Origin of the sequence: Agromyces badenianii, from assembly GCF_003070885.1 — a bacterium.
Classification (GTDB): domain Bacteria; phylum Actinomycetota; class Actinomycetes; order Actinomycetales; family Microbacteriaceae; genus Agromyces; species Agromyces badenianii.
The window spans coordinates 167,865-181,593 of record NZ_CP028913.1; the positions used below are offsets into that span (position 1 = coordinate 167,865).

Annotated in this window: 15 protein-coding genes; 7 read left to right on the top strand and 8 right to left on the bottom strand. The window is 70.4% G+C overall.

Annotated elements, in window-relative coordinates; translation table 11 throughout:
- Positions 1-25: 25 nt before the first annotated feature.
- The 4 genes from DCE93_RS00800 to DCE93_RS00815 all read left to right on the top strand — a co-directional run bounded on the left by DCE93_RS00800 (position 26) and on the right by DCE93_RS00815 (position 4,418).
- A complete protein-coding gene (locus DCE93_RS00800; RefSeq protein ID WP_108594218.1) occupies positions 26-1,564 on the top strand; it encodes an MmgE/PrpD family protein in 1,539 nt (512 codons plus the stop codon).
- Entirely contained in the window at positions 1,564-2,463 is a 900-nt protein-coding gene (gene prpB / locus DCE93_RS00805) for a methylisocitrate lyase (RefSeq protein ID WP_108594219.1), read from the top strand. Before DCE93_RS00800 ends, prpB begins: the two co-directional genes overlap by 1 nt.
- A gap of 57 nt (positions 2,464-2,520) precedes the next feature.
- The gene (locus tag DCE93_RS00810) at positions 2,521-3,645 is read left to right on the top strand and encodes a bifunctional 2-methylcitrate synthase/citrate synthase (protein ID WP_108596494.1); all 1,125 of its coding nucleotides are present in this window, start codon (positions 2,521-2,523) and stop codon (positions 3,643-3,645) included.
- 209 nt (positions 3,646-3,854) lie between these two features.
- A complete protein-coding gene (locus tag DCE93_RS00815; protein ID WP_108596495.1) occupies positions 3,855-4,418 on the top strand; it encodes an acyl-CoA thioesterase in 564 nt (187 codons plus the stop codon).
- Between the two features lie 10 nt (positions 4,419-4,428).
- Here the strand turns inward: DCE93_RS00815 and DCE93_RS00820 are convergent, their stop codons facing one another.
- Together DCE93_RS00820 and DCE93_RS00825 are read right to left on the bottom strand one after the other, a co-directional pair.
- The gene (locus tag DCE93_RS00820) at positions 4,429-5,529 is read right to left on the bottom strand and encodes an AI-2E family transporter (RefSeq protein WP_108594220.1); all 1,101 of its coding nucleotides are present in this window, start codon (positions 5,527-5,529) and stop codon (positions 4,429-4,431) included.
- 85 nt (positions 5,530-5,614) lie between these two features.
- Positions 5,615-6,121 carry an SRPBCC domain-containing protein gene (locus DCE93_RS00825; protein WP_108594221.1) on the bottom strand — a complete coding sequence of 169 codons (507 nt, stop codon included), beginning with the start codon at positions 6,119-6,121 and terminating at the stop codon, positions 5,615-5,617.
- 87 nt (positions 6,122-6,208) lie between these two features.
- Here DCE93_RS00825 and DCE93_RS00830 point away from each other — a divergent pair, with 87 nt between their 5' ends.
- A complete protein-coding gene (locus DCE93_RS00830; protein ID WP_108594222.1) occupies positions 6,209-6,568 on the top strand; it encodes a hypothetical protein in 360 nt (119 codons plus the stop codon).
- Here the strand turns inward: DCE93_RS00830 and DCE93_RS00835 are convergent.
- The gene (locus DCE93_RS00835) at positions 6,565-7,020 is read right to left on the bottom strand and encodes a winged helix-turn-helix transcriptional regulator (protein ID WP_108594223.1); all 456 of its coding nucleotides are present in this window, start codon (positions 7,018-7,020) and stop codon (positions 6,565-6,567) included. The two genes, DCE93_RS00830 and DCE93_RS00835, sit on opposite strands and share 4 nt — an antisense overlap.
- Positions 7,021-7,138: 118 nt before the next feature.
- Here DCE93_RS00835 and DCE93_RS00840 point away from each other — a divergent pair, with 118 nt between their 5' ends.
- Entirely contained in the window at positions 7,139-7,498 is a 360-nt protein-coding gene (locus tag DCE93_RS00840) for a DoxX family protein (protein ID WP_108596496.1), read from the top strand.
- A gap of 70 nt (positions 7,499-7,568) precedes the next feature.
- Here the strand turns inward: DCE93_RS00840 and DCE93_RS00845 are convergent, their stop codons facing one another.
- The 4 genes from DCE93_RS00845 to DCE93_RS00860 form a co-directional block, all read right to left on the bottom strand.
- Entirely contained in the window at positions 7,569-9,176 is a 1,608-nt protein-coding gene (locus DCE93_RS00845; RefSeq protein WP_108594224.1) for a phytoene desaturase family protein, read from the bottom strand.
- A 64-nt stretch (positions 9,177-9,240) separates the two neighbouring features.
- Complete coding sequence (locus tag DCE93_RS00850) at positions 9,241-10,194, bottom strand: septum formation family protein (protein ID WP_168186147.1); 954 nt, start codon at positions 10,192-10,194, stop codon at positions 9,241-9,243.
- A gap of 209 nt (positions 10,195-10,403) precedes the next feature.
- Positions 10,404-11,186 (bottom strand): ABC transporter permease, encoded by a 783-nt coding sequence (locus DCE93_RS00855; protein ID WP_108594226.1) that lies wholly within the window; start codon positions 11,184-11,186, stop codon positions 10,404-10,406.
- Between the two features lie 95 nt (positions 11,187-11,281).
- Positions 11,282-12,265: an ATP-binding cassette domain-containing protein gene (locus DCE93_RS00860; protein WP_205647449.1), complete on the bottom strand. Its 984-nt coding sequence runs from the start codon at positions 12,263-12,265 to the stop codon at positions 11,282-11,284.
- 60 nt (positions 12,266-12,325) lie between these two features.
- Here DCE93_RS00860 and DCE93_RS00865 point away from each other — a divergent pair, with 60 nt between their 5' ends.
- Positions 12,326-13,318 carry a helix-turn-helix transcriptional regulator gene (locus DCE93_RS00865; RefSeq protein ID WP_108594227.1) on the top strand — a complete coding sequence of 331 codons (993 nt, stop codon included), beginning with the start codon at positions 12,326-12,328 and terminating at the stop codon, positions 13,316-13,318.
- Positions 13,319-13,321: 3 nt separating this feature from the next.
- Here DCE93_RS00865 and DCE93_RS00870 read toward each other — a convergent pair whose 3' ends face one another.
- Complete coding sequence (locus tag DCE93_RS00870; RefSeq protein ID WP_244284201.1) at positions 13,322-13,711, bottom strand: META domain-containing protein; 390 nt, start codon at positions 13,709-13,711, stop codon at positions 13,322-13,324.
- Between the last annotated feature and the right edge of the window lie 18 nt (positions 13,712-13,729).

Genomic DNA, 13,729 nt, shown 5'->3' on the forward strand with positions numbered 1-13,729 from the left:
GATGGAACAGTCAGAAAGGTCCACCATGCACCTCCACCACGTCCGCACGCACCGCAGTGACGAGAACCTCGACCGTGAGGGCCAGCTCGCCTGGAAGCTCGCGGGCGTCGCGACCGACCCGGTCGAGCTCGACGACGACGTCGTCGACATGGTGGTGAACCGGGTCATCGACAACGCCGCCGTCGCGGCCGCGTCGATCGCCCGCGGCCCGGTCGTCTCGGCGCGCAGCCAGGCCCTCGCGCATCCGGTCTCGATCGGCGGCGACGGCGCCACGGTCTTCGGTGCGGATGCCGCGCGGCGCACCTCGCCCGAGTGGGCGGCGTGGGCCAACGGGGTCGCCGTGCGCGAACTCGACTTCCACGACACCTTCCTCGCGGCGGAGTACTCGCACCCCGGCGACAACATCCCCCCGATCGTCGCCGTGGCCCAGCACCTCGCGGCCAGCCGCGGGCTCACCGGGCGCGACGTCGTGCGGGCGATCGCCACGGGCTACGAGATCCAGATCGACCTCGTGAAGGCGATCTCGCTGCACAAGCACAAGATCGACCACGTCGCCCACCTCGGCCCCTCGGCCGCTGCCGGCATCGGCACCCTGCTCGGCCTCGACCAGGAGACGATCTTCCAGGCCATCGGCCAGGCCCTGCACACCACCACCGCGACCCGGCAGTCCCGCAAGGGCGAGATCTCGACCTGGAAGGCGCACGCTCCCGCGTTCGCCGGAAAGATGGCCGTCGAGGCGGTCGACCGGGCGATGCGCGGCCAGACGAGCCCCGTGCCGATCTACGAGGGTGAGGACGGCGTCATCGCCTGGCTCCTCGACGGACCGGATGCCTCCTACGACGTGCCGCTGCCCGGCGCGGGCGAGGCCAAGCGCGCGATCCTCGACTCGTACACGAAGGAGCACTCGGCGGAGTACCAGGCGCAGGCCTGGATCGACCTCGCCCGCAAGCTCCACGACGAGTACCCGCTGATCCTCGACGACCCCGAGCGCATCGAGTCGATCACCCTGCACACCTCGCACCACACGCACTTCGTCATCGGCTCGGGCGCGAACGACCCGCAGAAGTACGACCCGGATGCCTCGCGCGAGACCCTCGACCACTCGATCCCCTACATCTTCACCGTCGCCCTGCAAGACGGCGCCTGGGACCACGCAGAGTCGTACTCGCCCGAGCGTGCGCACCGGCCCGACACCGTGGCGCTCTGGAGGAAGGTCTCGACCGTCGAAGACCCGGAGTGGACCCGTCGCTACCACTCCGACGACATCGCCGAGAAGGCGTTCGGCGGACGGGTGGTCATCAAGCTCGCCGACGGCGGCGAGATCGTCGACGAGATCGCCGTCGCCGACGCGCATCCGCTCGGGGCCCGGCCGTTCGCCCGCGAGCAGTACGTGCAGAAGTTCCGCACGCTCGCCGAGTGGGCGCTCACGCCCGACGAGATCGAGCGCTTCCTCGACGTCGCGCAGCGCCTGCCCGAGCTCGGCCCCGACGAGCTCGGCGGCCTCACCTTCACCGTCGCGCCGGGCGCGCTCGTCGGCGTCGAGATCCCCGAGGGGCTGTTCTGATGCTGTACGCCACGACCCCGCCCGCCGAGAAGCGCCGGCTCTTCCGCGAACGGCTCGCGGGCGGCGAGCTGCTCCGGTTCCCGGGAGCGTTCAACCCGCTCTCGGCGCGACTCATCGAGCAGAAGGGCTTCGAGGGCGTCTACATCTCGGGTGCCGTGCTCTCGGCCGACCTCGGCCTGCCCGACATCGGCCTGACGACGCTCACCGAGGTCGCCGGGCGCGGCAGGCAGATCACCCGGATGACCGAGCTGCCCGCGATCATCGACGCCGACACGGGTTTCGGCGAGCCGATGAACGTGGCCCGCACCGTGCAGGAGATGGAGGATGCCGGGCTCGCCGGCCTGCACATCGAAGACCAGGTGAACCCGAAGCGCTGCGGGCACCTCGACGGCAAGCAGGTCGTCGACGAGTCCACGGCGCTGCAGCGCATCCGCGCTGCGGTCGACGCCCGCCGCGACCCGAACTTCCTGATCATGGCGCGCACCGACATCGCCGCGGTCGACGGGCTCGCCGCCGCGGTCGACCGCGCGAAGGCGCTCGTCGACGCGGGTGCCGATGCGATCTTCCCCGAGGCGATGCGTTCGCTCGCCGAGTTCGAAGCGGTGCGCGACGCCGTCGACGTGCCCCTGCTCGCCAACATGACCGAGTTCGGCAAGAGCGAGCTCTTCACCGTCGAGCAGCTCTCGAGCGTCGGCATGAACATCGTCATCTGGCCGGTGTCGCTGCTGCGCCTCGCGATGGGCGCGGCGGTGCGCGGCCTCGACGAACTGACGGATGCCGGTGCGCTCACCGGCAGGCTCGACGAGATGCAGCACCGCGCCGAGCTCTACGAACTGATCGACTACGAGGGCTACAACCACTTCGACACGAGTATCTTCAACTTCACCGTCGACCGCTGACGCGTGAACCGCACGAGCACGACTACGAGCACGAGCAACGAGCAGAGGAGCACGTCCATGGCAGAGCAGCCCGAGATCTTCAAGGGACTGGCCGGCGTGCCGGTCGACTACACCGCGATCTCGAAGGTGAACCCCGAGTCGAACTCGCTGCTGTACCGCGGGTACCCCGTGCAGGAGCTCGCGGCGTCGGCCACCTTCGAGGAGGTCGCCTACCTGCTCTGGTACGGCGAGCTGCCGGATGACGTGCAGCTGGCCGCCTTCGAGGAACGCGAGCGCTCGTTCCGCGGCCTCGACCACGAGGTCAAGCGCATCGTCGACGAGCTGCCGCTCACCGCCCACCCGATGGACGTCGTGCGCACCGCCGTCTCCGTCATCGGCGCGAGCGACCCGGCGACCCCCGACGACAGCGTCGAGGCGAACCTCGACAAGTCGATCCGGTTGCTCGCGAAGCTGCCCTCGATCATCTCGTACGACCAGCGCCGTCGACACGAGCTCGAGTTCATCGAGCCCCGCGACGACCTCGGCTTCTCGGCGAACTTCCTCTGGCAGACCTTCGGCGAGGCCCCCGAGCTCGCGGTCGTCAACGCGTTCGACGTGTCGATGATCCTCTACGCCGAGCACTCGTTCAACGCCTCGACGTTCACCGCCCGGGTGATCACGTCGACGCTCGCCGACCTCTATTCGGCGGTCACCGGTGCGATCGGCGCGCTCAAGGGGGCGCTGCACGGCGGCGCCAACGAGGCCGTCATGCACACCTTCGCCGAGATCGGCTCGGCCGATGCCGCGGAGGGCTGGCTCGATGCCGCGCTCGCCGAGAAGCGCAAGATCATGGGCTTCGGGCACCGCGTCTACAAGAACGGCGACTCGCGCGTGCCGACCATGCGCGATGCGCTCGAGCGCATGGTCGAGCACTACGAGCGGCCCGACCTGCTCGAGCTCTACCTCGCGCTCGAGACGGCCATGGCCGAGCGCAAGGGCATCAAGCCGAACCTCGACTATCCGGCCGGTCCCGTCTACCACCTGATGGGCTTCGACACTCCCACGTTCACGCCGCTCTTCGTCGCGAGCCGCATCACCGGCTGGACGGCGCACATCATGGAGCAGGCCGCCTCGAACGCGCTCATCCGCCCGCTGTCGGTGTACCGCGGCGTCGACGAGCGGCACGTTCCCGTGAAGGGGTGACCGTGTGGGGCACGCCTTCATCGAGATGACGATGACGCTCGACGGCTTCACGGCCGCGCCGGCGACGCATCTGCGCTCTCGGCTCCTCGCGGTCGCCGAGTAGGCGATCGCGGCCTCGCACAACGGGAGCCGCGGCATCCGTCGCCCTGACTGTGGCGACCCACCAACCTTCGATGACCCACCACGATCTCGGCATACAGTCGTTGATCATGCACATGTTCTTCCGCACCCTGCTCCACGTGCTGTTCCTCTCGCGGCGCAAGCCCGAGCTCGGGCACTTCGAGGTCGCCCGCACGAACTTCATCACCCTGCCGACCGACCTCGACATCAACCGGCACATGAACAACGGCGTCTACTTCTCGATCATGGACGTCGCCCGCTTCGACATGCTCGTGCGCAACGGCGTCTGGGCGATGATGCGCGAGAAGGGGTGGTACCCGGTCGTCGCGAGCGAGACGATCACGTTCCGGAAGTCCTTGCAGCTCTGGGATCGCTTCACGATCGAGTCCCGCCTCGTCGGCCACGACGACAAGGCCGTCTACATGGAGCAGCGCTACGTGCGCCCCGGCGCCGACGGCGAGCCCGAGATCTACGCGCAGGGCTTCATCCGCGCCCGGTTCCTCAAGAAGGCGGGCGGCACGGTGCCGATGTCCGAGATCGTCGAGGCGCTCGGCGTCTCGGGCGCCGACGAGATTCCCGACTGGATGGAGCAGTGGGGCACCGATGTCGCGCTGCCGCCCACGCGCGCGGCGGCGCCGTCGGTCTGGCACTGATCGCCGGTCGTCAGGAGCGGGCCTTCTGCGGGATCACGACCTCGCGGATGATGAGCAGGATGCCGGCCGAGATCGGGATCGCGACGAGCGCGCCGAGCAGCCCGAGCAGGGTGCCGCCGGCGAGGGCCGAGATGAGCACGATCGTGCCCGGCACCTGCACCGCCTTGCCCATGACCTTCGGGGTCAGGATGTAGGCCTCGACCTGCATGTAGACGAGCATCACGAGCAGCACGATGAGCCCTGCCGCGGGTGAGGTGAAGAGGGCGATGATCGTCATCAGCGTGGTCGTCAGCACCGTGCCGATGAGCGGGATGAGCGTCACGAAGAGGGCGATCACGCCGATGATGAGCGCGTACGGCACCCCGACGAGCGTCAGCAGGATGGTCGAGAACACCGCGTTGAGGAACGCCAGCACGACCATTCCGCTGAGGTAGCGCCCGACGGAGTTCATGATGCGCTCGGCGTAGTCGACGACCCGGCTGCGGTGCGATGCCGAGATCAGCAGGTAGCAGGCGCGCTTCGTCGTGTCGAGCGTGGCGATGAAGTAGATCGAGAGCACGACGACGAAGACGCTCGTCGAGACGGCGTTCACCAGGGATGCGCCGAGCTGCAGCGCCCCGCCGCCGATCGTGGCCCAGGTGTTGGGGTCGCCGAGCAGCTTGCCGACCCAGGCGATGGCCGCGGAGGCGAAGCCGTTGGTCGTCTCGTCGACCTGCTCGAACCAGTCCGAGCCCTGCAGCTTCGTGATCTGCGAGGGGAGGTTCTTGATGAGGGCGGTCGCCTGCTCGATGACGGGCGGCACCACGATCCAGACGATGCCGAGCACCACGACGATGAAGAGGATGATCACCGTCACGATCGCGCCGCCGCGGGAGAGCCCGCGACGCTGGAACCAGCGGATGAGCGGGTCGAGCCCCAGCGCGACGAACGCGGCGATGAAGACCGAGAGCAGCACGCTCTGCAGGTTCACGACGATCATGGCGAGCAGCACCGCGAGCAGCACACCGAGGGTGACGATGAATCCCCACCGGAACGGGTTGTTCGCGAAGAGCCCGGTGGTGCGCGTCTCGGAGTCTGCGGAGCGACGCCGCAGTCGTTCAGTCGTGTTCACTGGCACAGTCTAGGGTTCGGGATGCGGCGGAATCGGGACATCCGTCGCCCGTCGCCGGCGGTGCGCGCGTGGGGGAACGGCTCGATCACCGCACCGCGCCGGGAACGGCGAGTTCCCGGTAGTGCGGCGAGAACGAGGGGTAGTAGGTCTCCCAATCGGGCAGCGGCGCTCGCGCCCGGGTGGCGGCGAGGCTGTCGAGGTAGTAGTCCCAGCCGGGGCCCATGTCGGCGGCTTCCGCCGGGCTGTGCAGTCGCTGGCCGAGCGTGAGCGTGGTCATGCCGCCGCCCTCGACCAGGTGGCAGAAGAGCCGGATGCCGGTCGGGCCGGGCCCCGAGTCGGCGGTGAACCGGTGCGGCGGCGCGCACTCGAGGATGCTGACGTTCTGCCACTCGGCCTCGCCTTCCGACCCCATGCGGAAGCGCACCCCCCCCGTGGCGGGCCTGCCGGTGTAGGTGCCGATCCAGGCCTGCATGGCCGTCGGATTCGTGAGGCTGAACCACACGTCTTCGATGGGAGCGTAGAACAGGCGGTCGAACTGCAGGTACAGACCGTCTTCTTTCAGGACGTAGTGCCCGGTCGGTCTCGCGGTCATCTTCGGCCCCCGTTCGCTCGTTCCCTCAGGCTAATCCCGTCGGTGTCGATCTACCAGAGCGCCGCGGCTCGACACTAGAGTGAGCGAATGAATTCCAAGGGTGCGACGCACGAGCAGGCGATGGACATCACCGAGGGCAAGTCCGGGCTGTGGGGTGCGCTCGCCGGCCTCATCGTCGCGGCGCTCATCGCGGTGCCGCTTTCAGCGGCCTTCGCCTTCGCGACCCACCCGGGCACCGAGCAGTTGTTCGGCGGGCGTCTCGGCGATGCATCCCCGGCCGGGTACTCGGCCTTCTGGTGGATCGTGACGGTCTTCCTCGTGGCGCTGCCGTTCCTCGTCGGCTTCGGCGTCGCCAAGCTGTCGGTGAAGTCGCTCACGATCGTCGGCGCCGTCGTCGTGCTCTTCATCATCGCGATCATGGTGCTCGGGCAGCTCTTCGTCTTCTAGCGAGGCTGCGGCGCAGGGCCGTCGGCGTCGTCGTCGAAGGCGTCGCGTGCCGCCGTGATCTGTTCGTGATTCGCCGCGGCCCAGCCGACGAGGCCGAGCACGGGCTCGGCGAGCGAGCGGCCGAGCGGGGTCGCGGCGTACTCGACCCGCGGCGGGATCTCGGGATAGCTCGTGCGCGACACGAGTCCGTCGCGTTCGAGGTTGCGCAGGGTCTGCGTGAGCATGCGGTGCGAGATGCCGTCGACCTTGCGGTGCAGTGCGGTGAACCGCAGCGGCCGGTCGTGCAGCAGGCCGACGACGAGCAGGCTCCACTTGTCTCCGACCCTCGACAGCACGTCGCGGATGACGGCGCTCGCCGGGTGATCGGTGCTGCAGGTCGACGAACCGACATGCGGATGGTCGACGATCGGCACATCGTCGGCGATGCGGAGCGTGGCATCCGTCGCGCCCATGGGGCTCCTTCCGTTACGCACTTCGAGGTGCGTGACGCACGGTAAAGTGCGCGGGACCTCTCGGTTACAGTCACGAATCGTGCGTCACGCACTCATCGTAACCGAAGTGGAGAACCCCATGATCATCGCCCTGTGGATCGTCACCGTGCTGCTCGCCCTCGTCTTCCTCGCCGCCGGCGTCACGAAGTCGGCCACCCCGCGCGAGAAGCTTCTGCCCAAGATGGCGTACATGGAGGACCTCTCCGACGGCCAGGCGCGCGCGGTCGGAATCCTCGAGTTCCTCGGGGCGCTCGGGCTCGTGCTGCCCGCGGCCACCGGCATCCTGCCCTGGCTCACGCCCGTCGCCGCCTTCGCCCTCGCCGTCACGATGGGCGCCGCCATCGCGCTGCACGTGAAGCGCAAGGAGCCCGTCGTGCCGGCGGTCGTACTGGGAGTGCTCGCCCTCGTCGTCGGCATCGGCTGGGTCGTGCTCGGCTGAGGTCGGCTCGGGGGTCGGCTCGAGGGTCGGGCCGGGGTCGGCTCGGGGTCGGGCCGGCGAGGCGCGCGCCTCAGCCGACGGATGCCTCGAGCACCGCCATCGCCGCATTGTGCCCGCCGATGCCGCTGACCGCGCCGCCGCGCACCGCGCCCGAACCGCAGAGCAGGATGCCGGGGTGCGCCGTCGCGACGCCCCACCGCTCGGCCGGAGTCGCGAGCGGTGCGCCCGGCTCGGCCCACGGCCACGAGAGCGGCCCGTGGAAGATGTTGCCACCGGGCATCGCGAGCGACTCTTCGATGTCGCGCGTCGTCTTCGTCTCGATGCAGGGCCGGCCGGCGGCATCCGTCGCGATGACGCCCTCGATCGGCTCGGCGAGCACCGAGTTCAGCGAGGCGAGCACGGCCGCCTGCAGCTCGGTGCGCAACTCCTCGTTGCCGTAGCGCTCGAGCAGGCGGTGCGGCACGTGCAGGCCGAAGACCGTCAGGGTGTGGGCGCCGGATGCCGCGAGCTCGGGGGAGAGGATCGACGGGTCGCTCAGGGTGTGGCAGTAGATCTCGCACGGCAACGGCGATGGGATGCGCCCGCGGGCGGCGTCGCCGTAGGCTGAGGCCAGCTGCGACTCGAGCTCGTTGATGTGGAAGGTGCCCGCGAACGCCGCCTCGGGTGCGACGTCGGCATCGCGGAGCCGCGGCAGGCGGGTGAGCAGCAGGTTCACCTTCACCTGGGCGCCCTCGGGGGCGTTCAACTCGCGCAGGCGTTCGCGCACGACCGCGGGCACCGAGTGCGCTGGCCCGGCGGAGACGAGCCGGTCGAGCACTGCGGGCGCGACGTTCGCGAGCACGACGCCGGCCTGCGACATCCGCTCGCTCGCATCGCCGCGCTCTCGCCACCGCACCTCGCCCGACGGATCGACGGCGATCACTTCTGCGCCCGTCACGAGTTCGGCGCCGGCCTCGCGCGCGGCCCGCGCGAGCTCGCCAGTCACAGCGCCCATGCCACCGACGGGCACGTCCCAATCGCCGGTGCCGCCGCCGATCACGTGGTACAGGAAGCAGCGGTTGGCGTCGAGTGCCGGGTCGTCGAGCTCGGTGAAGGTGCCGATCAGGCCGTCGGTCGCGACGACGCCGCGCACGAGGTCGTTCGTGAAGCGCGCGTCGATCGCGGCGCCGAGCGGCTGCTCGATGAGATCGCGCCAGATGCGGTCGTCGCCGACCAGCATGCGGGCCTCGTCGCGCGTCGGAAGGGGCTCGGTCAGCGTCGGGAAGAGCCGCTCGGCGAGGCGTGCGGTGTCGGCGGAGAGATCGTTCCAGGCGGCGAAGTCGGCGTCGGCGCCGACCCGTGCGAAGGCCGCGAGTGCAGCGTCGGGGTCGGCCTCGCGGTCGACGAGCAATCCGCGCGCGGGATCGGACGGGTCGGGGGTGTACGAGGAGAAGCGCCGCCGCACGAGCTGAATGTCGAGGCCGAGATCGTCGATGATGCGCTGCGGCAGCAGGCTGACGAGATACGAGTACCGCGAGAGGCGCGCGTCGACCCCGTCGAACGCCTGCGCCGAGACGGCGGCACCGCCGAGCTGGTCGCTGCGTTCGAGCAGCAGCACCCGCTGGCCTGCGCGAGCGAGGTAGGCGGCTGCGGTGAGGCCGTTGTGGCCACCGCCGATGATCACGACGTCGTGGGGCATTCCATGAGCGTACGTGATCCAACGGATGTCACGCCCGGCGCCCGAATGGGGCGAGTGAGCCGACCTAGCGCGCGGCGGCGCGGAGCGTGCCGACCGTGTCGCCGGCGCTGTCGTACACGATGCAGACGAGATGGCGCTCGCCGGCGGTCCACTGCGCCTCGGTGGGGAACACGACCAATCGCGAGAGGCTGCTCTGCTCCATGGGGACTCCGACGTAGGCCCCGAACGGGTCCGTGCACTGCACCTGAGACTCGAGGGAGAGCCATTCCGCGCCCGGGAAGAGTCCGTCGCCGTTTCGACCGTGCGTCGTGCCGACGTGCACGACCTCGCCGAAGTGCGGGTCCGAACATGGGACGAGCCGAGCGGTGCTTTCCTGCACGACTCCCTGGACCGCCACCTCGCCTGAGGCGCAGTCTCCGACCGCGAAACCGTATCCGAGGCGAGCTTCGGCCGTCGCCGGAGTGAGCGCCGGAACGAATGCCTGAGCGGCGATCGCGAGCGCGAGGCCGAGCACGGAGATCCCCAGCTCGGCCGCCCGCGAGAACGTGCGACCGGTCGTCGCCGACCACAATGCGGGCACCATCGCGGTCAGTCCCAGCGCCAGACCGACGAGCGCGGTCGTCAGCCAGGCGTTCCAATCGGCGAGAGCGACGAGGATGTCGCCGCCGCCACGTGCGGCGTGGAAGGCGACTGCGGCAGCGATGCCGATCGGCACAGTGAGCGTCGCGACGACGGTGACCGCGATGGCCCCGCGCCGGGACACGGGTCCGGCCGAGCCGAGGCGAAACAGCCACAGCGCCCCGACTGACGCGAGTACCGCGACGATGCTCGAGATCACCCCGTACTGCCAGAGGAACACCCAAGCCGCGGTCGCGGCCGGCACGACGAGCAGGCTGAGCGCGAGACCGCGCCGGAATCCGCCGACTCGGCGCCGACGAGGACGCTTCATCCGAAGCGAGACGACCGGTGCCGGATGCCGCGACGGCGGCACCCAATCCCGGGGGCCGGTACCTGCCATCATCGAATCCTCCCGATTCGGCGGCTCGGGCATCCACCTGCTCGGGGATCACTCTGCCGCGCTTCGCTTCGCAACGGCCAGCGCACGGATCCCGAGGCAGGTTGCGGCGGCATCCTAGCGCGCGGCGCGGAACGGAATGTGACCTCGTCGCGAGCGCGGTGCGCGGTGCGCGGGCGACCCGGGCCCGCGCACCGCTCTGGCGTTCGCGGTCAGCTGGCCCGGCGCATCGCCCGGACGCCGATGAGCACGCCGATCGCGCAGGTGACGACCGCGGCGATGATGCCGCCGACGACCGCGGGTGCGCCGAAGTCGCCCGCGAGCAGCGCACGCTCGGCGCCCACGAGGTAGCTCAGCGGGTTGATCGCGGCGGCGACCTGCATCCAGGCCGGACCGTCGTCGAGCGGCAGCAGCATGCCCGAGAGGATCATGAGGGGGAAGAGCAGCGTCTGGTGCACCATCCAGAACATCCAGTCGCGATTGCGGCAGGCGAGTGCGAGCGTGTAGCTCAGCGCCCCGAAGCCGATGCCGAAGACGGCGAGCACCACGAGGCCCGCGATGAGGCCCGGTACATCGAGCGAGAAGCCGAACGGCACCGCGACGAGCACGACGATCGTGCCCTGGACGACGAGCGGCACGACCTCCTTGAGGGCGCGGCCGACGAGGAGCGCGCTGCGCGAGAGCGGGGCGACGAGCGTGCGCTCGTGCGATCCGGTCTGCATCTCGAAGAGCAGGTTCGCGCCGGTCGAGGCCGTGCCGAAGAGCGCGACCATGACGAGGATGCCCGGCACGAACCACTGCAGGGTGCCCGCGACGTCGCCGCCGGCCGCGCCGACCAGTAACGGGCCGAACAGGCCGAGGAAGACGAGCGGCTGCACGAGCGAGAACATCACGCTGAACGGGTCGCGCACGAGCGGACGGGACTCGCGCACGAAGACGGAGGCGGTGTCGCGGAAGAAGCCGGTGGGGCGGGCGGTGGTGTCGATGGTGGTCATGAGGGTGATCCTTCGTGTCATGAGAACAGGGGTTCTCGGTCGTCGGGTGCGGCAGGCGCCTGTACTCGAAGCGGATGCCGCGTGTCTGCCTGTTCTCAGGCGGCGGCGGCCGCGGCGGCGGCGGCGGCCGTGGGGGCGTGCGCCTCGCGGAGGCTGCGGCCCGTGAGGGCGAGGAACACGTCGTCGAGGGTCGGCTGGCGATGCGTCGCGGCGACGACGTCGAGGCCGGCGTCGGCGAGCGAGCGGATGTAGCGGGGGAGTGCCCGGTCGCCGCCGGGAGCGGTCACCGTGACGACCTGCCCCGAGGCCTCGCCGCCGATGCGTGCTGCGGCGGCCGCGGCATCCGTCGCCGAATCGAAGGTGAGGCTCACCCGGTCGCCGGCGAGCGACTCCTTCAGCGCCCACGCCGTGTCGTCGGCGATGACCCGGCCGTGGTCCATCACCATGACCCGCTCGGCGAGCTGGTCGGCCTCGTCGAGGTAGTGCGTCGTGAGGAAGATCGTCGTGCCCGTCTCGCGGCGGAGCTCGACGATGTGCTCCCACAGATTCGCCCGGCTGTGCGGGTCGAGGCCCGTCGACGGTTCGTCGAGGAAGAGCAGTTCGGGGCGGTGGATGAGGCCGAGCGCGATGTCGAGCCGGCGCTTCTGCCCGCCCGAGAGCGACTGCACCTGCCGACCCGCGACCTGGCCGAGCTCGAGCGACTCGATGAGCTCATCTGCGCGCGCCCGGGTCTCACGGCGACCCATGCCGTAGAAGGCGCCCTGCGCGTGCAGCTCGTCGCGCACACGCTGGGTGTGCCCGCCCGAATTGCCCTGGCCGACGTAGCCGATGCGGCGGCGCACGCCGGCGGGATCGCGGCGGATGTCGCAGCCGGCGACGACCGCCTCGCCGCTCGTCGGCGGCAGCAGTGTGGTGAGCATGCGAAGCGTCGTCGACTTGCCGGCGCCGTTCGGGCCGAGGAAGGCGACGAGCTCGCCGGCGTCGACGGAAAGGTCGACGGAACGGACGGCCTCCACGACCTTCCCCTTGGCGGGGAACGTCTTCGTGAGGCCCTGAGCGGAGATCATCTGGTTCGTCATATCTGCAGTCTCTCGAGGCATCCGGACAGTTTCTGTCCTCATGGATGGGAAACTTGGAACATGGCCGCAACGACCTCGAGAACCCTCGAACTCCTCTCCCTGCTGCAGAGTCACCGGCACTGGGCCGCGCACGAACTCGTCGATCGGCTCGGCGTCTCGGAGCGCACCCTGCGCCGCGACGTCGAGCGGCTGCGCGACCTCGGGTACGGCATCGAGTCGGCGCGCGGCTCGACCGGGGGCTACCGGCTCGAGGCCGGCACCGGGTTGCCGCCGCTGCTGCTCACCGACGACGAGGGGGTTGCGATCGCCGTCGGGCTGCGCTCCCAGGCCACCGCTGCGCTGCGCGGCGCCGAGCACACGACGCTCAGCGCCCTCGCGAAGATCGAGCAGGTGCTGCCGCCGGCGCTGCGCCGCCGCATCGAGGCGCTGCAGTCGCACGCCGCCGCCGGGGCCGGCGGCCCGGGCTCGGCCCGCACCGGCCGGCCGTCGCCCGAGATCGACGCCGAGCTGCTCGGGCTGCTCGCGCTCGGCTGCCGCGACTCGGAGCGGTTGCGATTCACCTACACGGATGCCTCGGGCGAGGCGTCATCCCGAGTGATCGAGCCGTACCGGCTCGTGCCGGTCGCCCGCCGCTGGTACCTGCTCGCCTGGGACCGGCAGCGCGAGGACTGGCGCACGTTCCGGCTCGACCGCATCAGCGAGGTGTTCCCCACCCGCGTGCACTTCGAGCCGCGCCCGATGACCGACGACGACGCACGGGCGAGGGTCGAGGCCGCGGTGCGCTGGCGCGATCGGAGCGTGAAGGTGCGGGCGATCGTCGAGATGCCGCAGGCGGCACTCGTCGAGCACCTCGGCTGGTACGGCCGCGACGTCGTGGCGGTCGATGCCGAGCACTGCGCCTGGCCGCTCGAGGCCGAGGCGGCCGAGAGCCTCTTGATGGCGTTGATCTGGATTCCGCGCGGGGTGCGGTACCACGTCGAAGGGCCGCCCGAGGTGCTCGAGCAGCTCGCCGAGCACGGGCAGCGGCTCGCCGCGGCATCCGCTCGGCGGTAGCGACTACTCGGCGCGCGGCAGCGTGCCGATCTCGGCGCCGTCGGCATCGAGCACGGTGAGGGTCTCGCCCGCGATCGTGCCGGTCGCGAGGTTCGAGAGCCACGTGTCGACGCCCTCACAGGCCATGCGCGTCGAGGCGACGTCGGTGAAGGCGATCGCGTCGTCTTCTGCCGTCCACGTGCCCATGAGCCGGTTGCAGCCGTCGGTGCCGGTCAGCTTGCCGTCGCCGGCGAGGGCGAGCGACGGTTCGCCCGCAGCGACGGCATCGCCCCAGGTGCCGACGGGATCGGCGGGCTCTGCCGACCCGCCGGGGTTGCCGGCGCAGGCGGTGAGCGCCGACGCGGTGAGCAGGACGGTTGCGGAGAGGGCGAGGCGCTGCATCGTTCGCGACATGGGCACAGCGTATCGATC